Origin of the sequence: Rhodoferax sp. (genome assembly GCF_037143375.1) — a bacterium.
Taxonomy (GTDB): domain Bacteria; phylum Pseudomonadota; class Gammaproteobacteria; order Burkholderiales; family Burkholderiaceae_C; genus Rhodoferax.
The window spans coordinates 1-23,365 of record NZ_JBAWYV010000050.1 but is presented as its reverse complement, the minus strand read 5'-3'; the positions used below and the strand labels follow the sequence as shown (position 1 = coordinate 23,365).

Annotated in this window: 20 protein-coding genes; all 20 read right to left on the bottom strand. The window is 59.4% G+C overall.

The window, feature by feature from the left end:
• Window positions 1-527, bottom strand: a 527-nt coding sequence (ftsA, locus tag WCG50_RS09755; protein WP_336899404.1) for a cell division protein FtsA, incomplete at its 3' end; no start/stop codon positions are given.
• 17 nt (window positions 528-544) lie between these two features.
• The gene (locus WCG50_RS09750; RefSeq protein ID WP_336899403.1) at window positions 545-1,354 is read right to left on the bottom strand and encodes a cell division protein FtsQ/DivIB; all 810 of its coding nucleotides are present in this window, start codon (window positions 1,352-1,354) and stop codon (window positions 545-547) included.
• Window positions 1,351-2,304: a D-alanine--D-alanine ligase gene (locus tag WCG50_RS09745; protein WP_336899402.1), complete on the bottom strand. Its 954-nt coding sequence runs from the start codon at window positions 2,302-2,304 to the stop codon at window positions 1,351-1,353. Before WCG50_RS09745 ends, WCG50_RS09750 begins: the two co-directional genes overlap by 4 nt.
• Window positions 2,301-3,734 (bottom strand): UDP-N-acetylmuramate--L-alanine ligase, encoded by a 1,434-nt coding sequence (gene murC, locus WCG50_RS09740; RefSeq protein WP_336899401.1) that lies wholly within the window; start codon window positions 3,732-3,734, stop codon window positions 2,301-2,303. Before murC ends, WCG50_RS09745 begins: the two co-directional genes overlap by 4 nt.
• Window positions 3,731-4,822, bottom strand: coding sequence for an undecaprenyldiphospho-muramoylpentapeptide beta-N-acetylglucosaminyltransferase (murG, locus tag WCG50_RS09735; RefSeq protein ID WP_336899400.1), 1,092 nt, complete (start codon window positions 4,820-4,822; stop codon window positions 3,731-3,733). The genes murC and murG overlap by 4 nt, the downstream gene beginning before the upstream one ends.
• Window positions 4,819-6,075 carry a putative lipid II flippase FtsW gene (ftsW, locus tag WCG50_RS09730; protein WP_336899399.1) on the bottom strand — a complete coding sequence of 419 codons (1,257 nt, stop codon included), beginning with the start codon at window positions 6,073-6,075 and terminating at the stop codon, window positions 4,819-4,821. Before ftsW ends, murG begins: the two co-directional genes overlap by 4 nt.
• Entirely contained in the window at window positions 6,072-7,589 is a 1,518-nt protein-coding gene (gene murD / locus WCG50_RS09725; RefSeq protein WP_336899398.1) for a UDP-N-acetylmuramoyl-L-alanine--D-glutamate ligase, read from the bottom strand. The genes ftsW and murD overlap by 4 nt, the downstream gene beginning before the upstream one ends.
• 3 nt (window positions 7,590-7,592) lie before the next feature.
• Complete coding sequence (gene mraY / locus WCG50_RS09720; protein ID WP_336899397.1) at window positions 7,593-8,771, bottom strand: phospho-N-acetylmuramoyl-pentapeptide-transferase; 1,179 nt, start codon at window positions 8,769-8,771, stop codon at window positions 7,593-7,595.
• A gap of 21 nt (window positions 8,772-8,792) precedes the next feature.
• The gene (gene murF, locus WCG50_RS09715) at window positions 8,793-11,696 is read right to left on the bottom strand and encodes a bifunctional UDP-N-acetylmuramoyl-L-alanyl-D-glutamate--2,6-diaminopimelate ligase MurE/UDP-N-acetylmuramoyl-tripeptide--D-alanyl-D-alanine ligase MurF (RefSeq protein WP_336899396.1); all 2,904 of its coding nucleotides are present in this window, start codon (window positions 11,694-11,696) and stop codon (window positions 8,793-8,795) included.
• Complete coding sequence (locus WCG50_RS09710; RefSeq protein WP_336899395.1) at window positions 11,696-13,438, bottom strand: penicillin-binding protein 2; 1,743 nt, start codon at window positions 13,436-13,438, stop codon at window positions 11,696-11,698. Before WCG50_RS09710 ends, murF begins: the two co-directional genes overlap by 1 nt.
• Window positions 13,435-13,752: a cell division protein FtsL gene (ftsL, locus tag WCG50_RS09705; protein ID WP_336899394.1), complete on the bottom strand. Its 318-nt coding sequence runs from the start codon at window positions 13,750-13,752 to the stop codon at window positions 13,435-13,437. Before ftsL ends, WCG50_RS09710 begins: the two co-directional genes overlap by 4 nt.
• The gene (gene rsmH, locus WCG50_RS09700; RefSeq protein WP_336899393.1) at window positions 13,749-14,690 is read right to left on the bottom strand and encodes a 16S rRNA (cytosine(1402)-N(4))-methyltransferase RsmH; all 942 of its coding nucleotides are present in this window, start codon (window positions 14,688-14,690) and stop codon (window positions 13,749-13,751) included. The genes ftsL and rsmH overlap by 4 nt, the downstream gene beginning before the upstream one ends.
• Window positions 14,691-14,699: 9 nt before the next feature.
• A complete protein-coding gene (gene mraZ / locus WCG50_RS09695) occupies window positions 14,700-15,128 on the bottom strand; it encodes a division/cell wall cluster transcriptional repressor MraZ (RefSeq protein ID WP_336899392.1) in 429 nt (142 codons plus the stop codon).
• Window positions 15,129-15,400: 272 nt separating this feature from the next.
• Window positions 15,401-16,732 carry an ATP-dependent protease ATPase subunit HslU gene (gene hslU, locus WCG50_RS09690; RefSeq protein ID WP_336899406.1) on the bottom strand — a complete coding sequence of 444 codons (1,332 nt, stop codon included), beginning with the start codon at window positions 16,730-16,732 and terminating at the stop codon, window positions 15,401-15,403.
• Between the two features lie 33 nt (window positions 16,733-16,765).
• Window positions 16,766-17,323 (bottom strand): ATP-dependent protease subunit HslV, encoded by a 558-nt coding sequence (gene hslV, locus WCG50_RS09685; protein WP_336899391.1) that lies wholly within the window; start codon window positions 17,321-17,323, stop codon window positions 16,766-16,768.
• 85 nt (window positions 17,324-17,408) lie between these two features.
• Window positions 17,409-19,178, bottom strand: coding sequence for an STAS domain-containing protein (locus tag WCG50_RS09680; protein ID WP_336899390.1), 1,770 nt, complete (start codon window positions 19,176-19,178; stop codon window positions 17,409-17,411).
• A gap of 41 nt (window positions 19,179-19,219) precedes the next feature.
• Entirely contained in the window at window positions 19,220-19,966 is a 747-nt protein-coding gene (dksA, locus tag WCG50_RS09675; protein WP_336899405.1) for an RNA polymerase-binding protein DksA, read from the bottom strand.
• Between the two features lie 505 nt (window positions 19,967-20,471).
• The gene (locus WCG50_RS09670; RefSeq protein WP_336899389.1) at window positions 20,472-21,518 is read right to left on the bottom strand and encodes a GTP-binding protein; all 1,047 of its coding nucleotides are present in this window, start codon (window positions 21,516-21,518) and stop codon (window positions 20,472-20,474) included.
• A gap of 60 nt (window positions 21,519-21,578) precedes the next feature.
• Window positions 21,579-22,760 carry a class I SAM-dependent methyltransferase gene (locus tag WCG50_RS09665; RefSeq protein WP_336899388.1) on the bottom strand — a complete coding sequence of 394 codons (1,182 nt, stop codon included), beginning with the start codon at window positions 22,758-22,760 and terminating at the stop codon, window positions 21,579-21,581.
• A 26-nt stretch (window positions 22,761-22,786) separates the two neighbouring features.
• Window positions 22,787-23,098 carry a hypothetical protein gene (locus tag WCG50_RS09660; RefSeq protein WP_336899387.1) on the bottom strand — a complete coding sequence of 104 codons (312 nt, stop codon included), beginning with the start codon at window positions 23,096-23,098 and terminating at the stop codon, window positions 22,787-22,789.
• Window positions 23,099-23,365: the final 267 nt, after the last annotated feature.

Genomic DNA, 23,365 nt, shown 5'->3' with positions numbered 1-23,365 from the left:
CAGCGGCGCACGCATTTGATGATGTTCTCGGCCGCGCTTTGGGCGCCGGTCACGATGTGCACTTTGGCCTCCAAACGAATGCCGCTCATGCCGATCGGCTCTTTCACATCCTGGCCGTCAATGATGAACTCTTGCGGTTCCACCAGCAACAGGCGCTGGTCGGTCGAGATGTTGATGGCCTTGGCGGTTTCCACCACGCGCGCCACATCGGCCGCGCTCACCTCGCGGTCCTTGATGGCCACCATGCCGCTCGAATTGATGCCCCGGATATGGCTACCGGTGATGCCGGTGTAGACCCGGGTGATCTTGCAGTCGGCCATCAGTTCGGCCTCGCGCAGGGCCTGCTGAATGCTTTGCACGGTGGCGTCAATATTGACCACAACGCCGCGCTTGAGGCCATTGCTCGGCGCTACACCCAAGCCAGCCAGCTTGAGCTCGCCGTTGGGCATGACCTCAGCCACCACCACCATCACCTTGGAGGTGCCAATGTCCAGGCCGACGACCAGATCTTTGTATTCTTTTGCCATAGTTGTACCTGTTGTCTCTAATGCGTAGTTGTCGTTTTGCCGTTAACTTTGGGATCATCCGCAGCGAGCGTGGTCACGCCCCGCAGCCGGATGGCGTAGCCCGCTTCATGCCGTAAATCGGCCGTCTCCAGCGCGTCGGGTTGGCGCTTGTAGTTCGACGTGACTTGGGTCAGGGTCTTCAAAAAGCGCTGGGTCCGCGCCCCTATGTCAGCTACCGTGCCGCTACCGAGTTCAATGACCGCGCCCTCTTCCAGCCGCGCTTTCCAGCCACCATGTCCCGTCAACTCGACTTGTTCCAGGGTCAGCACCATGTCATCAAACAAGGGCGCCAGCGCCTGGTACATCGCCAGCACTTGGGCGGCCTGGCCATCAGGGCCGGTCAGGCGCGGCAGGCTCTCCTGATCGACCTCGCCGACATTGGCTTCAAACACTTCGCCAAAACTATTGACCATGCGGGACTCGCCCTCGGGGCCCCAGTAAGCCGCCGCTTTGTGCTCCTGCAACTGCACTTTCAGGCGATTCGGAAACTCGCGGTGCACGATCGCTTTGCGAACCCAGGGCACGGCCTCGAAAGCCTGTCGCGCGGTGCTGAGATCGAGTGTAAAAAAAGTGCCTGTGAGGCGAGGCGACACATTGGCCCGCAGTGTGACCGCGCTGTTGTGCGTGACCTCCCCTGTGACTGCAATGCCGCCAATCGAGAACACCGGGTGCCGCGACACCCACATCGCGCCCGCGCCCAACACGCCCAACGCCAACACCACGAACAGGATGGAAGCCACCGTGTTCATAAGTTTCACGTCCAAAGGCATGGGCACGGCGTTTTTCATGGCGTCACCGGGTAGTCAAGCGTGGCGTGGCGCAACACTTCAACGCACAGCGCCGGGTAGCTGATGCCGGCCGCCTTGGCCGACATCGGCACCAGCGAGTGACTGGTCATGCCGGGCGAGGTGTTGATTTCCAGCAGGTAGGGCTTGCGCGTGCCGGCATCGATCATCACATCGGCGCGGGCCCAACCCCGGCAACCCAGCACGCGGTAGGCCTTGAGCACCAGCGCCTGAATCGCCGCTTCTTCGCCTTCGGGCAAACCGCAAGGCACCAGGTACTGGGTGGTGTTGGTGAAGTATTTGTTGTTGTAGTCGTAGTTGCCCTCGGGCGCCACGATGCGAATCACCGGCAGGACTTGCGCTTGTGCCCCGGAACCCAGCACGGGGATGGTGACCTCGTCGCCACTGATGAACTGCTCACACAGCACCATGGCGTCATGCCGCGCCGCCAGGGCGTAGGCCGCGGCACATTGGTCGAGCGACGTCACTTTGGTCAAGCCGATGGTGGAGCCTTCGCGGTCGGGCTTGACGATCATCGGGCTGCCCAAGGCGGCAAAAGCCTGCTCGGTGGCGCTGGCGCTGTCCACCTGCTGCCACTCAGGGGTGGGCAAGCCTTCAGCGCGCCAGATGCGTTTGGTCATGACCTTGTCAATGGCGATGCTGGAGGCCATGACACCGGAGCCGGTGTACGGAATGCCCAGCAATTCCAACGCGCCCTGCACCGTGCCGTCTTCACCAAAACGGCCGTGCAAAGCGATAAAGCAGCGCGCGAAACCTTCACGTTTCAGGTCGGCCAAATCGCGCTCGGAGGGATCAAACGGATGCGCATCAACGCCTTGCGAGCGCAAGGCCTCCAGCACGCCCTGCCCCGACATCAGGGACACTTCGCGTTCCGCCGAGGCGCCGCCCAGCAACACTGCCACTTTGCCTAAATTTATAGTCAATTGACTCACAGCCCCCGTCCTTCCTGCGTAAGCAGCTCTGTATTTAATAGCATTTCAGTGACCTTGCCAGCCACCGTGCCAATCGACCCGGCACCCATGCACAGCACCACATCCCCCGCCCGGGCGTTGTCAATGATGGCCTGAGGCATGTCTGCGATCTGGTCCACAAACACCGGCTCGATGCGCCCGGCCACCCGCAAGGCGCGGGCCAGACTGCGGCCGTCGGCGGCCACAATCGGCGCTTCACCGGCGGCATAGACCTCGGCCAGCAAGACCGCGTCGGCTTGCGCAATGACCTTGACGAAATCTTCAAAACAGTCGCGAGTGCGTGAAAAACGATGCGGCTGAAACGCCAATACCAAACGCCGCCCGGGGAAGGCGCCGCGTGCTGCCGACAAGGTGGCCGCCATCTCGACCGGGTGGTGGCCGTAATCGTCCACCAGCGTGAAGACACCGCCATCGCGCGCGGGTTGTTCGCCATAGCGCTGAAAACGACGACCCACGCCCTTGAACTCGGCTAGCGCTTTTTGCACGGCCGCGTCAGCAATGTTGAGTTCCACCGCCACCGCAATCGCCGACAAGGCATTCAGCACGTTGTGGTTGCCCGGCAAGTTCAGCACCACGTCCAGATCGGGCAACACCACGCCATTGCGGCGCTGCACCGTGAAGTGCATCTGGCCGTCCAGCGCGCGCACATTCACGGCGCGCACTTGGGCGCCTTCTTCGAAACCGTAGCTGGTGATCGGGCAATTTACTTGCGTCACGATGCTGCGCACCGCCGGGTCGTCGGTGCACAAAATGGCAGTGCCGTAAAACGGCATTTTGTGCAGGAAATCCACAAACGCCTGCTTGAGACGGCCAAAGTCGTGGCCATAGGTTTCCATGTGGTCGGCGTCGATGTTGGTCACCACCGCCATCACCGGCAGCAGATTCAAAAACGAAGCATCCGACTCGTCGGCTTCAACCACGATGTAGTCGCCCTGACCGAGCCGGGCATTGGCACCGGCGCTGTTCAGGCGGCCCCCAATCACGAAGGTTGGGTCCAGCCCGGCCTCGGCCAGCACGCTGGCGACCAGGCTGGTGGTGGTGGTCTTGCCGTGGGTGCCGGCAATGGCGATGCCATTTTTCAGGCGCATCAGTTCGGCCAGCATCAGCGCCCGGGGTACCACAGGGATGTGCTTCTCGCGGGCCGTGATTACTTCTGGGTTGCTGGACTGCACGGCGGTGGACGTGACCACCGCATCGGCGCCCGCCACGTTGTCGGCCGTGTGGCCGACGTAGGTGGTGATGCCCAGGCTGGCCAGGCGTTTCAAGGTTGGGCTCTCCGCCAGATCGGAGCCCGAAATGACGTAGCCGAGGTTGAACAGCACTTCGGCGATGCCGGACATGCCGACGCCGCCGATGCCGACAAAGTGAATATGACGAATCGCGTGTTTCATGGAACCAACTCCTCGCATGCGGCTGCGATCTTCACAGCTGCATCGATTTTTTGTAGTGTTTTAGCCTGCAGCCCATGTGCCATAAGCACAGAGCGCTCTGTTTTTTGCAACATTTCTGCCAGCCATTCGGGGCTGAGTTCGGCTTGGGGCTTGAGCCAACCGGCTCCCTGGTCGACCAGAAAGCGGGCATTGTGCGTCTGGTGGTCGTCCACCGCAAACGGGAATGGCACAAACAAGGCGGCCGCGCCGACCGCGGCCATCTCGGTCACGGTGCTGGCGCCAGCGCGGCAGATCACCAGATCGGCATCGCCCATGGCTTGCGCCGTGTCCACGATGAACGGGGTCATAACGGCCTGCACACCGGCCACCGCGTAGTTGGCGCGCAGGGCGTCAATCTGGGCTGCGCCACTTTGATGCACCACCACCGGGCGCTTATCAGCCGGAATCAGCGCCAGCGCTTTGGGCACGATCTCGTTCAGGGCTTTGGCACCCAGACTGCCTCCAAGCACCAGCAACTTCAACGGCCCACTGCGCCCGACAAAACGGGTTTTGGGGTCAGGCCCACCAATGAAAGGCGGGCGCAAGGGGTTACCGACCCATTCACCTTTGTTCATCACCTTGGGGAACGCCGTGAAAACGCGACGGGCCACCAGCGCCAGCACCTTGTTGGCCATGCCCGCCACAGAATTTTGTTCATGCAGCACCAGCGGTTTGCCCATCAGCACCGTCATCAGACCAGCCGGCAAAGAGATGTAACCCCCCAGGCCCACCACCACGTCGGGGCGCACCCGGCGCAGTACTTGAATGCTTTGCCAGCAAGCCCGCAGCAGGTTAAACGGCAGCTTGATGAGGGTGGCGATGCCTTTGCCCCGTACACCCGAAAACGTAATCGACTCAAACGCAAAGCCTTGTGGCGGCACCAGTTTGCTTTCCATGCTGGGCTGCTCCGAGGAGCCAACACCGCCGAGCCAGTGCACGCGCCAGCCGCGTTCACGCAAAGCCTGCGCCACGGCCAGACCGGGAAATATATGACCGCCCGTACCACCGGCCATCACGAGTGCGCAACGAGCATTACCCGGCGTCCTCATACCCGGCCTCCGTGCATCAATTGGCGGTTCTCGAAGTCGATGCGCAGCACCACGGCCAGCGCCACCAGGTTGATGATGATGGCGGAGCCGCCGTAGCTCATCAAGGGCAAGGTCAGCCCCTTGGTCGGCAAGGCGCCCAGGTTCACGCCCATGTTGATGAAGGCCTGAAACCCCATCCATATGCCCACGCCTTGCGACACCAGTCCGGCAAACACCCGGTCCAGCGCAATCGCTTGGCGGCCAATGTGCATCAAGCGACGCGTCAGCCACAGAAACAGGCCAATGACCACAATCACGCCGACCAAGCCGAACTCTTCGCCAATCACGGCCAGCAAAAAGTCGGTGTGGGCTTCGGGCAGCCAGTGCAGTTTTTCGACACTGCCGCCCAGCCCAACGCCAAAAATCTCACCGCGCCCGATGGCGATCAGCGAATGCGTGAGCTGGTAGCCCTTGGCCAGCGCGTTCTTTTCGCTCCACGGGTCGAGGTAGGCAAAAATGCGCTCACGCCGAAACTCGCTGGTGGCAATCATCACGCTGAACGCGACCAGCAAGACCGCCACAATCAGGAAAAACATACGGGCATTGACGCCGCCCAAAAACAAAATACCCATGGCAATGATGGCGATCACCATGAAAGCGCCCATATCGGGCTCGGCGAGCAGCAGCACCCCGACCACCGCCACCGCTGCGCCCATCGGAAGCACCGCGCGAAAGAAGCGTTCTTTGACGTCCATCTTGCGCACCATGTAATCGGCGGCATACAGCACGATGGTGAACTTGACCAGCTCGGACGGCTGAAAACTCAGCGGTCCGAGGCTAATCCAGCGACGTGCGCCATAAACTTTTTTACCAATCACCGGCATCAAAACCGCCGCCAGCAAGACCAGCGAGATGACGAACAGCCACGGAGCGGCTTTCTCCCAGGTGGCAATCGGCACCTGAAAGGCCAGCAGCGCAGCGACGAATGAAATGACCAGCCAGATGGCATGGCGCGTCAGGAAATAGGTGTGCGTGTAATTGGCAAAGCGGGGGTTTTCCGGCATCGCGATCGAGGCCGAGTAAACCATCACCAGACCCCAGGCCAGCAAAGCCACGGTGACCCAGACCAGCGTCTGATCGAAACCCAGTACACGGGTCGGCGCGCTGCCCGTGGCCGAACGCCGCATGGCCCCCAAACGGACCGGCAGCACATCACCCGCCGGCTTGGAAAAGCCACTGAACCAGCCGCTGAGCTTTTGGGCCAAGACGCTCACAGCGTGCCTCCCATCTCGGCACCGGCGGCGCTGGCGATGTCGTTCACCGCTTCGCAAAACACACGAGCGCGGTGCTCGTAGTTGTCAAACATATCAAAACTGGCACAGGCGGGCGACATCAGCACCACATCGCCGGCACGGGCTTTGCTGTTGGCCAACTGCACCGCTTGCGCCATGCTTTCGGCCTCCACCAAGGGCACGCCCGTGGCTTCCAGTGCGGCCCGGATCAAGGGCGCATCACGCCCGATCAGCACCACGGCGCGGGCATAGCGGCTGACCGGCTCGGCCAGCGGCGCGAAGTTCTGGCCTTTGCCTTCACCGCCCAAAATCACAATGACTTTGCGGTCCACGCCCAGGCCATTCAAGGCGGCCACGGTGGCACCGACGTTGGTGCCTTTGCTGTCGTCAAAAAATTCGACTTCGTTGAAGATACCAATCGACTCGACCCGGTGCGGCTCGCCCCGGTACTCGCGCAGACCAAAGAGAATCGGTCCCAGCGCACAGTCCGCGGCGCCCGCCAGGGCGAGTGCGGCCAGCGCATTGATGGCGTTGTGGCGACCGCGAATGCGCAAGGCGTCGGCCGGCATCAGGCGCTGGATGTGAATTTCTTCGGCCGCTTCGTTGCGCTTGCGACGGGTCTCGTCGGCTTCCAGAGCGCGCACCAGCCAGACCATGCCGTTGACCTGCTCAATGCCAAAGTCACCGGGACGCTGGGGCATGTCGCCGCCAAACGTGACGTGCCCACGAATTTGAGGGCGCTGCAACCTGACCTTGACGGGCGCTGGCAGCATTGCCATCACAGCCGGGTCGTCACGGTTGAGCACCATCAGTCCGTGTTGGCCAAAGATGTTGGCCTTGGCGGCCACATACGCGGGCATCGAACCATGCCAGTCCAGGTGGTCTTGCGTGATGTTGAGCACGGTGGCCGCGGTGGGCTCAAAAGTTTTTTCTTCGTCCAGCTGAAAGCTCGACAACTCGATGACCCAGACATCGGGCAAGGTGTCGGCATCCAGATGCGCCATCAAGGTATCGAGCAGCGTTGGGCCAATGTTGCCAGCGACTGCCACGGTTTTGCCAGCACGGCTGACCAACTGCCCGGTGAGCGAGGTGACGGTGGTTTTGCCGTTGGTGCCGGTCACGGCCAGCACCTTCGGCGCGTATTCTTTTTCCAGCTTAAGCTCAGCCAGCGCTTGGGAAAACAAGCCTAATTCGCCTGCAACCCAGATACCTACTGCGCTGGCAGCTACGGTAACCATAGCAATATCAGCCGGGGCCAAGCCAGGGCTTTTGAAAACCGCGCGAACGTCGGTGCCGTCCACCAGCGACGCTGCAAACGGGCCGCTGACAAAACGGGCGGCGGGCACATCGCGCTGCAACGCGGCCAATTGCGGCGGCGCGGCGCGGGTGTCGGCCACCGTGACCTGTGCGCCCTGGCGCGCACACCAACGCGCCATCGCCAGGCCGGATGCACCGAGGCCCAGAATGAGAACGTGTTGGTCTTGCAGCGTTGGCATGGCTTACCTGAGTTTCAAGGTGGAAAGGCCCAAGAGGCACAGCAGCATGGTGATGATCCAGAAGCGCACCACGACCTGGGTTTCTTTCCAGCCGCTTTTCTCGAAATGGTGGTGCAACGGGGCCATCTTCAGGATGCGCCGACCTTGGCCAAACTTCTTCTTGGTGTACTTGAACCAGGTCACTTGCAGCATGACCGAAAGCGCTTCCACCACAAAGATGCCACCCATGATCGACAGCACAATTTCCTGGCGCACGATCACGGCCACGGTGCCCAACGCAGCGCCCAGCGCCAGCGCGCCCACATCGCCCATGAATACTTGCGCCGGATGGGTGTTGAACCACAAAAATGCCAGCCCGGCCCCGGCCATGGCCGAGGTAAAAATCAGCAACTCGCCGGCGCCGGCAATGTGCGGGAAAAACAGGTATTTGGAAAACACCGAACTGCCGGTGACATAGGCGAAGATCCCCAGGCAAGCGCCCACCATCACCACCGGCATGATGGCCAGACCATCCAGACCATCGGTGAGGTTCACCGCATTGCTCGAACCCACGATCACCAGGTAGGTCAGGATCACAAACCCCAACACGCCCAGCGGGTAGCTGACTTCCTTGAAGAAAGGCAGCATCAAACCGGCCTTGGGCGGCAAGTTCAAATCAAAACCTGACTGCACCCATTTAAAAAACAGCTCCAGCACGCGCAAATTGGAGCTTTCGGAAATGCTGAACACAAGGTAAAGCGCCGCCACCAGGCCAATCACGGATTGCCACAGGTACTTCTCACGTGAGCGCATACCTTCGGGGTCTTTGTTGACCACCTTGCGCCAGTCGTCGACCCAGCCAATCGCGCCAAAGCCCAGCATCACCAGCAGCACGATCCAGACAAAACGGTTGCTCAGGTCGGCCCACAACAGCGTGGACACCGTGATGCACAGCAAGATCAGGACGCCGCCCATGGTGGGGGTACCGCTCTTGCTGAGGTGAGATTCCATGCCGTAGCCGCGAATCGGCTGGCCGATCTTGAGCGCCGCCAGGCGACGAATCACAAACGGCCCGGCGATCAGACCCATCAGCAAGGCCGTCATGGCGGCCATCACCGCCCGAAACGTCAGGTACTGGAAAACCCGGAAAAATCCGAATTCAGGCGCCTGCGTCTGCAGCCACTGGGCCAGGCTCAAAAGCATAGAGCACTCCCGCAACGAAAATTAAGCGGCATGGTTTTTATCCTTGTCTTGTTGTGCGTGAACGGTGATGGCGTCCACCACCCGCTCCATCTTCATGAAGCGTGAACCCTTGACCAGCACACTGCCGACCTCGGGCAAATGCGCCAAAACCGCCGATTGAAGGGCGGCCATGTCGGCAAAATGTTGGCCGGCGCCGAAGTGCTGACTGGCCGTCACCGCCAGTTCGCCCAGCGTGAACAGCACCTCGATGCCCAGCGTGTGGGCCAGCGCACCGGCCTCGGCATGAAACTGCGGACCCTGGTCGCCGACTTCGCCCATGTCGCCCAGCACCAGCAGGCGCGGCGCGGGCAATGAAGCCAGCACGTGAATGGCGGCCTGCACCGAGTCGGGGTTGGCGTTGTAGGTGTCGTCCACCAGCGTGATGTCGCGGCCCTTTAAGGAGACCACGACCGCGCGGGAGCGGCCTTTGACCGGCAGAAAGTCGGACAAGCCTTGCGCGATGGAGGCCAGCGGAACACCTGCCGCCAGTGCGCAAGCGACTGCCGCCAGGGAGTTCTTGACGTTGTGCTGACCGGCTATGTGAAGCGCATAGCTCAATTCGCCGGCCGGCGTCGCTGCCGTGACTTGCCAAGCGTCGCCGACCCAAAGGGCTTCGGTGCAACGGATAGCCGCCGGTGCTTGTGCTTCCTCAGCCGCGCCAAACGTCAGCACGGCGCGTTGACCGGCCTTGGCCGCCCAGACACCCGTAAAAAGATCGTCGGACGGAAACACGGCCACGCCGTTGGCCGGCAAGGCATCAATGACCGCGCCATTTTCCTGGGCCACGGCTTCCACGGTTTCCATGAATTCCAGATGCTCGCGTTGCGCGTTGTTGACCAGCGCCACCGTGGGCTGGGCCATGGCCGACAGCGTGGCGATTTCGTCAGGGTGGTTCATGCCCAACTCGACCACGGCCAATTTCATGGAGCGGCGCAAGCGCAGCAGCGTCAGGGGCACGCCAATCTCGTTGTTCAGGTTGCCCTGCGTGGCCAGAAAGGCATGGGGTTGGTCCGCTTTCAGGATCGCCGCAATCATTTGCGTCACGGTGGTTTTGCCGTTGCTGCCGGTGACGGCGATCAGCGGCAAGCTGAACTGTGCACGCCAGCCCGTTGCCAAGGCAGCCAGCGCCCGCTTGGCATCAGGCACCACCACGCCGGGCAAGCCTGCGGCGCGCAAACGGTCGTCGGCATCACCCTGGCAAATGGCGGCAACCGCGCCCTTGGCCCGGGCCTCGGCCAGAAAATCATTGGCATCAAAGCGCTCGCCTTGCAAGGCCACAAACAGATCGCCCGGTTGCAGGGTGCGGGTGTCGGTGTGCACGCGCCGGAAAATCACTGCGCCGCCCTCGGTCGCATCCGTGACCAAACGCGACTCGCCCAGCCAGGGCAAAGTTTGCGCCAGTGTCATCATGTCGTTCACGCCGATGTGCTGGCGCACCTGAATCAGATCAGAAAACGGGAAACGCTGGCCTGCGATTTCCTGGTAGTCCTCGTGGCCCTTGCCGGCGATCAGCAGAACATCGTTGGCAGCAGCGCGGCTGAGCGTCTGGGCAATCGCCAGTGCCCGGTCTGGTTCTACCATGACGTTGTGGCAACCTTTGAGCCCCAGCAGGATTTGGGCAATGATGACATCCGGGTTTTCGCTGCGCGGGTTGTCGCTGGTCACCACCACCTCGTCGGCGAAGCGCCCGGCCACGGCCCCCATGAGCGGGCGCTTGACGGTGTCACGGTCGCCACCACAGCCAAAAACACACCAGAGTTTGCCGCCGCGTTGCTCGGCCAATGAACGCAGGGCCTCCAGCGCCTTGCCCAAGGCATCCGGTGTGTGGGCATAGTCCACGGCCACCAGCGGTTGGCCCGGCGCCCCGAGGCATTCCATGCGACCGGGCACCGGCGTCAAGCGGCTGCAGGCATCGATCGCCGCCGCCAGCGGCACGCCGATCGAGCGCATGGCCGCGATCACACCCAGCAGGTTGGAGACGTTGTAAGTGCCGATCATCTGGGTTTGCAGCACATGGCGCGCGTCGCCTTCGACCACGGTGTAGCGCAAACCCTGCGCGTTGTAGCCAATCTCTTGCGCCTGCAAACGGGCCGGACCAATGCAGGACACGGTCCAGAGATCGGCCACGCTGCCGCACACTTCCAGCGCCAGCGCGGCGCCTTGGGGATCGTCGATATTGATGACGGCGGCTTGCAGACCCGGCCACTGAAACAGCCGCGCCTTGGACAGCCAATAGGCTTCCATTGAGCCGTGGTAGTCCAGATGGTCTTGCGTCAAATTGGTGAAGATGGCCGTGCGAATAGGCGTGCCATCCATCCGATGCTCTTCCAGACCGATGGAAGACACCTCGATCGCACATGCGGTGATGCCGGTATCCACAAAGTGCCGGAAAGTTTGTTGCAACAGCACCGGGTCGGGCGTGGTCATGCCCGTGGTCACGAGGTCGGGCACCACGCCCACACCCAAAGTTCCCACTAACCCGCATGGAATAAGCGCAGCCTGCTTTAAATTTGATAGCGCCTGTGCCAACCACCAGGCGGTGGACGTCTTGCCATTGGTGCCCGTCACCGCCAATACGTCAAGCTGCGCTACCGGGAAACCGTAATAAGCGGCTGCAATCGGACCACTGCCGGCTTTCAGGTGTGCAAAACCGGCCACACGCGCATCATTGAATTCGAACGGTTCGGCCCCGTCAAGCTCAACCAGGCACGCCACGGCACCGCTGGCCAAGGCCGAAGCCACATGCAGACGGGCGTCAGTGGCCGCCCCCGGCCAGGCAATGAAACCATCGCCCGGCTGCACTTGCCGGCTGTCGGTGCGCAGGGCACCGGTCACGTGGTTGTGCAACCAGTCGGCCGCTGTCGAGGGCGTCAGAAGTTCGAGCATCACAGGCTCTCCTCTTCCGCTTTGGCCATGATCTGGGGCTTGACCGCCATGTCAGGCTGCACGCCCATCATGCGCAAGGTCTGCTGCACCACTTCGCTGAACACCGGCGCCGCCACGGCCCCACCAAAATACTGCCCGGCGCTGGGCTCGTCAATCATCACCGCCACAATAATGCGCGGTTTTTCAATCGGCGCCATGCCGACGAACCAGCCCCGGTATTTGCGGTTGCCGGCCGAGCCATAGCCCTTGCCGACCTGCTTGTAAGCGGTGCCCGATTTACCGCCGACCGAGTAGCCAATGGTCTGCGCTTTCTGACCGGTCCCGCCGGGGCCCGCGGCCATTTGCAGCATCTTGCGCACCTGACCGGCGGTGCGGGCCGACAACACCGTCACCCCCACGGCGGGCGTGCTGTTTTTGAGCATGGTGACCGGAATGATCTGGCCATCATTGGAGAACACGGTGTAGGAGCGGGCCATCTGAAACAGCGAGGCCGACAGGCCATAGCCATAAGACATGGTGGCCTGCTCGATCGGCCGCCAAGTCTTGTAAGGGCGAAGCCGACCCGACACCGCGCCCGGAAAGCTGATTTGCGGCTTCTGCCCAAAACCGGCACTGGAAAACAGCTCCCACATCTCGCGTGGCTGCATTTGCATGGCGATCTTGGTGGTGCCGATGTTGCTGGATTTTTGAATCACGCCCTCGACCGTCAGCACGCCATTGGGGTGCGAGTCAGAAATGGTAGAACCCGTGATGGTGAGCTTGCCGGCACCGGTGTCGATCAGGGTTTGCGGCGTGACGCGACCAGTCTCCAGCCCCAAACCGATGGTAAAGGGTTTCATCACCGAGCCGGGCTCGAAGGTGTCGGTCAGCGCCCGGTTGCGCAGCTGTTCGCCACTCATGTTTTGCCGTTTGTCCGGCGAGTAACTGGGGTAGTTGGCCAGCGCCAGCACTTCCCCCGTTACCACGTCCAGCACCACCACGCTACCAGCCCGGGCTTTGTTGATAAGAACGGCATCGCGCAGCTTTTGGTAGGCAAAAAACTGCACCTTGCTGTCCATGCTGAGCTGCAAATCCGGTCCATCCACCGGCGCAATCTGCTCGCCAACATCCTCAACCACCTGACCCAGGCGGTTCTTGATCACGCGGCGTGAGCCGTTGTGACCGGCCAGATCCTTGTTGAAAGCCAGCTCAACGCCTTCCTGGCCCTTGTCTTCGATATTCGTAAAACCCACCACATGGGCCGCCGCTTCGCCCTCGGGGTACTGGCGCTTGTATTCCTTGCGCTGGTAAATGCCTTTGATGCCGAGTGCCGTGATCTGCTGTGCCACGGTCTCGTCGACTTGCCGCTTGATCCACACAAAGCTCTTATCCTCGTCTTCGAGGCGCTTGTTGAGCTCAGTCAAAGGCATTTCAAGCAGCTTGGCCAACTGCTTCAGGTTGGCCGGGTCGCGATCCACATCCTCCGGAATGGCCCAGATGCTGGGCGCCGGCACGCTGGAGGCCAGAATCAAGCCGTTGCGATCCAGAATGCGTCCACGGTTGGACGGCAGCTCCAGGGTACGCGTGAATCGCACGGCACCCTGCTTTTGAAAAAAGTCGTTGGCGATGACCTGGATGTAGGCCGCGCGCGTGGCCAAACCCACGAAGCCCAAGGCGATGGCCGCCACAATGAATTTGGAGCGCCAGACCGGTGTCCGGCTCGCCAGCAACGGGCTGGAGGTGTAGGTGATGCTGCGGCTCATTTCGCCAGCCCTGCGGTCACTTCAACTGCACCGACTGTCGCCGGAGCTTCGGATTTGTAGGTTACGTAATGGGTGATGGCGGGCGTGACGGTACGCATCTGCAACTGGGCTTTGGCCAGACGCTCCACCCGCAAGGGCGTGGCCTGCGCCCGCTTTTCGACTTGCAACCGTTCGTTGTCGGCCTCAAGCCGGTGCGCCACAGACTGCGCCTTGTCAATCTCTGTGTACAAGCGACGCGACTCGTACTGGACACTCACCAGGTACAAGGCACTGGCCAGCACGGCCAGCAACAGCGCCAGATTCAGACGCATCACGCTGCCGTCCTCTGCGCCACGCGCATGATGGCGCTGCGCGAACGGGGGTTGGCTGCGACCTCGGCGGCGCTCGGCTTGACGCGGTCCAGCGCCTTGAATTGCATGATTTTGGGCGCAGCAAAAGGCGCACGCCGGTCATACTCATCTTTTGAATGCTTGGCGATGAACTGCTTGACGATGCGGTCTTCCAGCGAATGAAAACTGATCACCACCAGGCGACCGCCCGGCTGCAGCACCTGCAGGCTGGCTTCTAACGCTTGCTGCAGCTCTTCAAGCTCGGCATTGATAAAAATCCGAAGAGCCTGAAATGTGCGCGTTGCCGGGTTTTGCCCCTTCTCGCGGGTCTTGACCGTGTCAGCCACGAGCTGGGCCAGATCGGTAGTGGTTGAAATTGGGCCTCGTTCCTCTCGGCGAGCAACAATCGCCTTTGCAATTGGGCTAGCAAACCGTTCTTCACCGTAATCACGTATGACCTCCGCTATTTTGTCTACCTCGGCATCTGCCAGCCACTGCGCCACACTGATTCCGCGCGTGGTATCCATGCGCATGTCCAGTGGACCTTCAAACCTGAAACTAAAGCCGCGCACCGGGTTGTCGATCTGTGGCGAGCTGATGCCCAGATCAAGCAGCACCCCCGCCACACTGGCTTGGGGCAATTCCCCCAAATGGCGAAAACCCTGATGACGAATTGAAAATCGCGGATCGGCAATGGTGGCGGCCTCGGCCAACGCATCCAAATCCTTGTCAAAGGCAATCAAGCGCCCCTGCGGCGCAAGCCTGGAAAGAATCAGGCGGGAGTGACCGCCGCGACCAAAGGTGGCGTCCACATAGGTGTGGGTCCCGGCGCTGAGGTCGCCGGGAGCGTCATCCGGATTGTTGAAAAGAGCCTCAACGGCTTCGTCCAGCAAAACAGTGGTGTGTGTCAAAGAAGAATCCACCGACTGCCTTCAGAAAGAGAAGTCCTTGAAGACGTCGGGCATATCACCCTGCATCGCCTTCGCCTCCTGGGCGTCATAAGTCGCCTTGTCCCACAGCTCAAAATGGTTGCCCATACCCAATAACAAGGTGTCTTTGGCGATGCCAGCGGCTTCGCGCAACTCTGGCGACACCAGCACGCGGCCTGTGGCATCCATGTCCACATCCATCGCGTTGCCCAAGAATATCCGTTTCCACCACTGGGCAGACATCGGCAAGGCCGCAATCCGCTCGCGGAATTTTTCCCATTCGGGACGGGGAAACACCATCAAACAACCGTGCGGATGCTTGGTGATGGTGAGCTGACCAGAGGCGTTGGCACTCAGAACGTCACGATGCCGGGTCGGCACAGACAGCCGTCCCTTGGTATCCAGACTTAATGACGAGGCCCCTTGAAACACAGCTATTCACCCTTTTTTGATCACAATGCCAATTAACGAAAGCGCAAAGACACTTTTCACCACTTAATTGCACTTTTTTGCACTGTATCAGCAAAACGAATCTATTTAAGGATGCTTACAACAATTTTTTCAATGAAATCAATGACTTAGCGCCGACTTCGAATGCTGGAGAACGATAAAATCGTTCAAAATTAAGCACTTAGCGCACTATGTGAAAGTGATGTGTGAAGACACATCCTCCCCAATATAGTCAATTACCAAGGATCCCGAAATCAAAGGATGTAACGAGACAGATCTTCGTTACGGCTCAATTCGCCTAAACGCGCATCGACATAAGCGGCATCGATCGCAATGGTCTGGCCGCCCAGGTTGGCCGCATCGAAACTCACCTCATCAAGCAGGCGCTCCATCACTGTGGACAGTCGACGTGCGCCGATATTTTCGGTGCGCTCGTTCACATCAAAGGCGATATTAGCCAGTCGCTCAATCCCTGCTGGCAAAAACTCGACCGTGACATTCTCGGTGGCCAGCAGGGCCTGGTATTGCTTGACCAGCGACGCATGCGTCTGCGTGAGAATCGCCACAAAGTCTTGTACCGACAAAGATTGCAGCTCCACCCTTATAGGAAAGCGTCCCTGTAACTCCGGAATCAAATCGCTGGGTTTGCTCAAGTGGAAAGCCCCCGAAGCGATGAACAATATGTGGTCGGTCTTGACCATGCCGTATTTAGTGGACACGGTGGTGCCCTCCACCAGCGGCAGCAAATCACGCTGAACACCCTGACGCGACACTTCGGCACCGCTGCCCTCAGAGCGCGAGGTCACTTTGTCTATCTCATCGATGAACACAATGCCGTTTTGCTCGAGCATGTACAAGGCCTGCGTCTTGATGTCTTCCTCGTTGACGAGTTTGGCGGCCTCTTCGTCGATCAACAGCTTCAACGCCTCTGAAACTTTCAACTTGCGGGTCTGGCGCTTTTGCTGCCCCATCTGGCCAAACATGCCGCGCAACTGCTCGGTCATTTCTTCCATCCCAGCCGGGCCCATGATTTCCAACTGGGGCGAGGCAAGGGCCACGTCGATTTCAATCTCACGCTCGGCCAGCTGGCCTTCGCGCAGTTTCTTGCGGAATGTCTGACGCGCCGTGCTCTCTGGCTCCGAGCCCTGCACCACGCCAAAATCGCCGCGCGCCGGGGGAATCAAAATATCCAGCACCCGATCCTCAGCCGCATCTTCAGCGCGGGTTCGAACCTTCTTCATCTCGGCAACCCGTGTTTGCTTTACGGCAATGTCTGCCAAGTCACGAATGATGGCGTCCACATCCTTGCCGACGTAACCGACCTCAGTGAATTTGGTGGCCTCGACCTTGATGAAGGGGGCATCGGCCAAACGGGCCAGGCGCCGCGCAATCTCGGTTTTCCCGACCCCCGTGGGTCCGATCATCAAGATGTTTTTGGGCGTAATTTCGGCGCGCAGGCCGGGTTCAACCTGCTGGCGGCGCCAGCGATTGCGCAGAGCAATAGCCACAGCGCGTTTGGCCTGCTGCTGACCGACGATGTGCTTGTCGAGTTCGGAAACGATTTCTTGAGGTGTCATGTTCTTAATCAGTTGAGGACAGAGCTTGCTCGCTTTGCGTAGCTACGGTCTGTCCCCCAATGTCTCAATAGTGTGGTTCATATTGGTGTAGATGCAGATCTCACCAGCGATCTCCAGGGATTTCTTGACGATTTCCTGGGCTGACAGTTCGGTGTTGTTGAGCAAGCCCATGGCTGCGGCTTGGGCATAGGCGCCACCAGAGCCGATCGTGACAATGCCGTTTTCGGGCTCCAATACATCGCCGTTGCCGGTGATGATGAGCGAGGCCTCGATGTCAGCAACAGCCAGCATGGCTTCAAGTCGGCGCAGCACGCGGTCTGTTCGCCAGTCTTTGGTCAACTCGATCGCAGCTCGAACCAGGTGGCCTTGATGCTTTTCGAGCTTGGCTTCAAAGCGTTCAAACAAGGTGAACGCGTCTGCGGTGGCGCCGGCAAATCCGGCCAGCACCTTGCCGTGGTAGAGCTTGCGAACTTTGCGGGCGGTGCCTTTGACAACGATCGTGCCCAAGGTAACCTGGCCGTCGCCGCCAATGGCCACCTGCATGCCTTCGGGGGTTTTGCGTCGAACGCTGATGATGGTAGTGCCGTGATATTGTTCCATAGGGAGCGTAGTTGAGGTCATCCAGCGCAAGAACAAGACTGGATAGATTGACGGCGGTTAGCGTCGTTGAGCGTGAATTACCAGCTTAGCTGGTACGCAAAACGACTCGGGCGTGTTCGTTGATACCGATCACATTGAAAAATACGGCTACCAAGCGGGGCACATCGCGAAACTGAACGTGACAGCCATCGGCTTCTCGCACAGCCACCCAGTTAAGAATGCTGCCGGCCGCAGAGAAGTCAACCCGGATCAAGCGGGCGCAAGAAATAACCAGACGATTGGAACCTGTCAAACCGATTTGCAACTTGTCCATCGCCTCGACGGCATCGCCCAGCACCTCGCCACTCAACTCCACGATTGAGGTTGGAATCGAGTCCATCGACATGAGCATGGTAGACGCCTGTCCAAAGTCAACCGGTTCACCAGGCTCCACATCGTCCAACAAGTTATACGCATTTTCATGCGGAGTTGCTGCATCGGTGCTTTCATGGACCAAGTCACAGCGTGCATCTTTCCAGGGCGGTGGCGAAAGCTCATAGGTCACACAAAAATCCAGCGCGGCCAACTCGAATTCATCCTGCAAACGCAAGATGCGCAAGGCGTCCAGGCGGAGTTGCCACCAAAACATCGCCACCTGCTTGTCGCCCGAAGGCGTCAAGGATTTCAAAATGGACTCAAGCACATCGGCGCCACCAAAATGCAATTTAACAGGTGTCAAACACCATTCTGAAAAGAGTCCCGCCAGGCCTTTGGCGGCATCCGTCGTGATGGCATTAAGCCGACGCCAATTCAAATGCAAGGGCACATTCGTATTCACTGAACTGGCCAGCAGCGACTGCAGTGCCTGAAAATCCAGCTTGGGGGGGCATTCCCAAAGACTCTGACCGGAGGTTTCGGGGGCCGCACCCTGCCCGACTGTCGCGGGATTGGCGTTGTGCCCCAACAGCTCTGGGGTTGAAAACCACGCAGGTGCCGAGCGGCCAAAGCGTTGGGCATAGTCTATTGCCACACTATCAAACCGTGCCTGCTGCCCGGTGGATCGGTACAGATCAAACAAGGCGGCAGCCCAACCATCGGCCAATTCCGGATTCACGTCGTCGGCCTGCAGTGCAGCCAACAAACCTGATTCAGCCCCGGCATCGTCCCCATTGGCAAACCGAATGGCGGCTTCTTCCAGTTCGGGGTCGGCCAGGTTTTCGCCCAACTCATAAGAAAACAATTTGGAGGTTGAAAATTCGCTGGTGCTGGCATCACGGGTACGACCACCGGCGCTGTTGACGCCTTGTCCAGGCTGAGAGTCACTTAGTGACTCCAGGTTGTCAGACGTCGAAATACCCATTTTGGTGGATTCGTAATCCGTGGGTTGTCCCAGATCAGAGTCGGCATTCAGTTCAGACTGTTGAGTCGCTGCGTAGTTGGTGGATGCATCCTCACCAGGCACCAGGTTCTGCAAGTCAACTTCGGGCGAAGCTGCCGCTTGAACTTCGGCCTCATCCTGCTTGCCTCGCCACCACTGTTTGGACATGTGGGCTTCGATTTCATCGATTTTCTTCAGCGTGGTGGCGCGCTCATCCAGATTGGAGGTGGTGCTGTTCTGAAAGAAAGAAGGACGCCCCGCCATGTCGGTGTTGATCGCCAAGCCATTGCGACGCAATTTACGCAGGTAGTCAAACTCCCGCCGGCGAACAAAATCATTTTGCCGCTTGCGCTCAATCATTTCCTTGAGTGCCTGCTTGCTGTACCCGCTGTCCTGAACGGGCTCCGGCTTATCCAGCTCAGACCAGTCTTTCGTCGGATTACGGACGAACTTGGCCATCTTGGACAGTAAACCGGTGCTCGTGTCGTTGGTGGCCATGGCGCGTTGAGAGCTGGATGAAACGAATCAGTCGCGACTGATCAATCTCCGAACATTTTTTGACGCAGTTCGCGACGTTGTTGGGCTTCCAGCGAGAGATTGGCCGTTGGCCTGGCGAGCAAGCGCCCGACGCCAATGGCTTCACCGGTTTCATCGCAGTAACCATATTCACCAGAGTCAATTCGGGTGATGGATTGCTCAATTTTCTTCAGAAGCTTGCGCTCGCGGTCACGGGTGCGCAATTCGAGGGCGTGTTCCTCTTCGATGGTGGCACGGTCGGTCGGATCGGGCACCACAACGGTTTCTTCACGCAGATGCTCGGTGGTTTCACCAGCATTGCTAAGAATTTCATCTTTGAGCTTGATGAGCTTCAGACGGAAAAAAGCCATCTGCGTATCGTTCATGTACTCATCGTCCGGCATCGCGATCACTTCGGCGTCGGTCAACTCTTGCACTGGTTTCAATTTCCAGTTATTGACCAGCTTTGGGTCTTTTTTGATGGCCGAAGCCAACGGAGGCGAAATGATGGGCGCCGTAAAGGTTTGGGTAAAGCTGGCCTTGGCTGCTGTCGAAGCGACCGACTGAGCCATGGAAGGCACAGTGAGTTGCGCCAGACGCGAGGAGGGTCGACCGGCTCTTGCGGGCACGGATGAGAGCGTCGAAGCACTTGGCTCCACGACCACCGGCTTGACGGGCAAAGCTGAATTAGCCATGGTGCCGGCCTTCACAGAATGCGTAACTTTGGGTTTGGTTACCGAGGCTTCGGGTTTGCTGGCTTTCGCGGTCATCGTTTTCACAGAATCCTTTACTTGATCTTTGGCAGTCGGCTTGACGGCTTTTATCGGAACAGTCTTAGCCACTTTGGCCTCGACTTTGGGGGTTGGCTTGATTTCCACAACCTTCACAGCGCCTTTCGCAGGCACCTTGACCGTTGCCGTTTTCTTTTCAGAAGGCTTGGCCTTCGCCACCGGTTTCGGTTTGGGGTCCGCAACAACGGTCTCCTCGACGGCCCCTTGGGCGGTTTGGGGTGCCACTTTGGCTTTGACGGGTTGTGCTTTCACTTCTTGCCTCCTCGCAGGATTTTTTTTCGCAGGGACATCAGGGACGGACTTGCGCTTCTTCATTGCAGCAGTGTCCGAAGCGATTGTTGTTATACCCTCAATACTGACATCTGAGGGCTGATTTTGCAGAGCTTCTTTGGGGGGCGAGTTTACAGGCTTCGCTACAGCTAAACCCATCAGTTGCAAAATCGAGACAAACATTTGGCTTCCGTCTTAATGAATGGGGAGCAAATTACACAAGGCTCTGCTCCATGCCCTGTAAAAATATATCTTTGGGCAAGTCAATGCCGATGAACACCATCTTGCTGCAGCGCTGTTCACCGGCGGCCCAAGCTGGCCCGAGGTCGCTGCCCATCAACTGATGAACACCCTGGAAAATCACTTTTCGGTCAGTGCCCTTCATGTGCAGCACCCCTTTGTAGCGCAACATGCGCGGACCGTAAATATTGACGATCGCGCCCAGAAAGTCTTCCAGCTTGGCGGGGTCGAACGCCCGGTCTGACTTGAAGACAAAACTCTTCACATCATCGTCATGGGCGTGGTGATGACCGCTATGACCGTGAGAAGGATGGTCGCAATGTTCTCCAGGGGCATGGTCGTGACCGGCATGGTCCGCCTCATCGTCCTTGAGAAAATCCGGATCAATGTCCAGCTTGGAATTGAGGTTGAAACCGCGCAGATCAAACACCTCGCTCAGGGCCACTTCGCCAAAATGAACCGGCTTGATCGGCGCCCTCGGGTTCATGTGTTTCAGTCGGTGCGTGAGGGCCTCGATTTCCTCGGCTGGCACCAGGTCGGCCTTGCTGATAAATATCTGGTCGGCAAACCCCACCTGGCGACGCGCTTCCTGGCGCTCATCGAGCTGCGTCATGGCGTGCTTGGCATCGACCAGCGTCAGGATGGAGTCCAGCAGGTAGCTTTCAGCGATCTCTTCATCCATGAAGAAGGTTTGCGCCACCGGGCCCGGGTCGGCCAGGCCGGTGGTCTCGATCACGACCCGGTCAAAAACCAGCTCACCTTTGCGTTTTTTCTCGGCCAGGTCGCGCAAGGTGGCGCGCAAATCTTCGCGGATGGTGCAGCAAATGCAGCCGTTGCTCATCTGGATGATCTGCTCCGTGGTGTCAGACACCAGAATGTCACTGTCGATGTTTTCTTCGCCAAACTCATTTTCGATGACGGCAATTTTCTGGCCATGCGCCTCTTGCAGCACGCGCTTGAGCAGCGTGGTTTTACCGGAGCCAAGAAAGCCCGTGAGGATGGTGGCGGGAATAAGACTCATCGTTTTTTGGTTCGGGTTGGGGTCAGAAGGTGGGGAGTGTAGCGGCCAACGGCTTGAGTGTCATTTGCGCTGAATCACGAGTCCCTTGAGGTATTCGCCTTCTGGGAAATTGAGCGTCATCGGGTGGTCGGGCGCGCCGCCTAGGCGTTCGACGATATAGCCATCCACCCCGGCATCCAGGCCGGCCGAGGCCACGATCTTGTGAAACAGATCAGGTGCGATGCCGCCAGAGCAGGAATAGGTGAACAAGACGCCGCCCGGCGCCAGAATCTTGAAAGCCAGCCGGTTGATGTCCTTGTAGGCCCGCGAAGCCCGCTCGGCATGCGCCACCGTGGGGGCAAACTTGGGCGGATCGAGCACGATGGCATCAAAGATTCGGCCCTCCAAGGCAAACTTGCGCAAGGTGGCATTGACATCAGCGTCCATGAAAGTCACCTGATGGTCCTCAAACCCATTCAAGGCGACATTGGCCGCCGCTTTTTCAAGCGCGGGGCCGGAGGAGTCGATCGAGGTCACATGGAACGCACCACCCGTCAGCGCGGCCACCGTGAAGCCCCCGGTGTAGCAGAAGCAGTTGAGTACCTGCTTGAATTTCAGGCGGCGGGTGTAGTCGGCAAACCGGTGGCGGCTGTCGCGCTGATCAAGGTAAAAGCCGGTTTTGTGCCCGGTGGCGATATTGACGGCCAACTGCCAGTCGTGTTCGTGAAGCACCAGTTCGGTCGGGCCGTCCCCGCGCAGCCAGCCGGTCACTTCCGGCAAACCTTCCAGCGCGCGACCACTGGCGTCGGACCGCTCATAGAGCTTCGTCAACCCCGTGGCAGCCAGCAGGGCATCGGCCAGTTCTTGCTTCCAGCGCTCGGCACCGGCAGACAAAAACTGGGCCACCAGCGTGTCGCCATAACGGTCGACGATCAGGCCCGGCAGGCCATCGGACTCGCCATGAATCAGCCGCATGCTGTCACTATTTATATCAAATCGACCTCTAGCCCTTACTGCGCTTTCGCAAGCAGCTATAAAAAACTGAGCATCTATCTTCTGCGCTTCTTCAAAACTCCAGACGCGGGCACGAATTTTGGAAGCCGGGCTGAAGGCGGCCCAACCCAAAAAGGCACCCTCATGGGACACCACTCGCACGGTTTCACCGGTTTCGGCGTTGCCTTGGGCGATGGCGGACTCGAAAATCCAGGGGTGGCGGCGCTGCAGCGAGCGCTCTTTGCCCGCTTTGAGTTGAATCGTTTTCATAAAACCAATATGGGGCATTCGCGTGATCAGTAGGTGACAGCCATGGCCGGGACGTCGACCCGGATCATGGGTTTGGCCAGCGCCGCATGCACGGCCCGCACATAAGCAGCCGACCATTTTTCATCAGCAAACAAGGCTGCACCCGCCGCTTGCGTCACGCACAGCACTTTGTCGGCCGTCAGCACTTTGCCACTGGCACGCAGGGGTTCGCAGTCCAGTTCGGTGAACTGGGTGTCAAGCCAGGCCCGGGCAGCCTCATGGGACAGGGGTGGCGTATCTTCCACATTGAACTGAAACTCGACGCCTTTGTCCAAAAAAACCAAGATTTGACTGCGCATAAAAAACCTTTCTGTTAAGGCTTGAGTGTCGTCGAATTGGCCGCTAAAAATCAGGGGGAAACCCCCGGAATCATGCGCACGTGCTCACGCCATGCGTTATCGCAATGGCCCCAGCACCCAATTCGGAAGGCCGGTGGCCAGCAGGGGCAACCACGAAATCGCCAGTGTGCCCAGAAAAATAGCCAATAAGGCCGGCAACACCGAGCGCGCAACGTAGCGTAAAGGTTTATCGAACATGGCCGAGGCAAAGTAGATGTTCATCCCGGC

Excerpts from the sequence above, each read along its gene's own strand:
- WCG50_RS09750 (WP_336899403.1), bottom strand. The coding sequence starts at position 1,354 with ATGAAAAACGCCGTGCCCATGCCTTTGGACGTGAAACTTATGAACACG.
- murC (WP_336899401.1), bottom strand. The coding sequence starts at position 3,734 with ATGAAACACGCGATTCGTCATATTCACTTTGTCGGCATCGGCGGCGTC.
- murG (WP_336899400.1), bottom strand. The coding sequence starts at position 4,822 with ATGAGGACGCCGGGTAATGCTCGTTGCGCACTCGTGATGGCCGGTGGT.
- murD (WP_336899398.1), bottom strand. The coding sequence starts at position 7,589 with ATGCCAACGCTGCAAGACCAACACGTTCTCATTCTGGGCCTCGGTGCA.
- mraY (WP_336899397.1), bottom strand. The coding sequence starts at position 8,771 with ATGCTTTTGAGCCTGGCCCAGTGGCTGCAGACGCAGGCGCCTGAATTC.
- murF (WP_336899396.1), bottom strand. The coding sequence starts at position 11,696 with ATGCTCGAACTTCTGACGCCCTCGACAGCGGCCGACTGGTTGCACAAC.
- WCG50_RS09710 (WP_336899395.1), bottom strand. The coding sequence starts at position 13,438 with ATGAGCCGCAGCATCACCTACACCTCCAGCCCGTTGCTGGCGAGCCGG.
- hslV (WP_336899391.1), bottom strand. The coding sequence starts at position 17,323 with ATGGAACAATATCACGGCACTACCATCATCAGCGTTCGACGCAAAACC.
- WCG50_RS09680 (WP_336899390.1), bottom strand. The coding sequence starts at position 19,178 with ATGGCCACCAACGACACGAGCACCGGTTTACTGTCCAAGATGGCCAAG.
- dksA (WP_336899405.1), bottom strand. The coding sequence starts at position 19,966 with ATGACCGCGAAAGCCAGCAAACCCGAAGCCTCGGTAACCAAACCCAAA.
- WCG50_RS09670 (WP_336899389.1), bottom strand. The coding sequence starts at position 21,518 with ATGAGTCTTATTCCCGCCACCATCCTCACGGGCTTTCTTGGCTCCGGT.
- WCG50_RS09665 (WP_336899388.1), bottom strand. The coding sequence starts at position 22,760 with ATGAAAACGATTCAACTCAAAGCGGGCAAAGAGCGCTCGCTGCAGCGC.
- WCG50_RS09660 (WP_336899387.1), bottom strand. The coding sequence starts at position 23,098 with ATGCGCAGTCAAATCTTGGTTTTTTTGGACAAAGGCGTCGAGTTTCAG.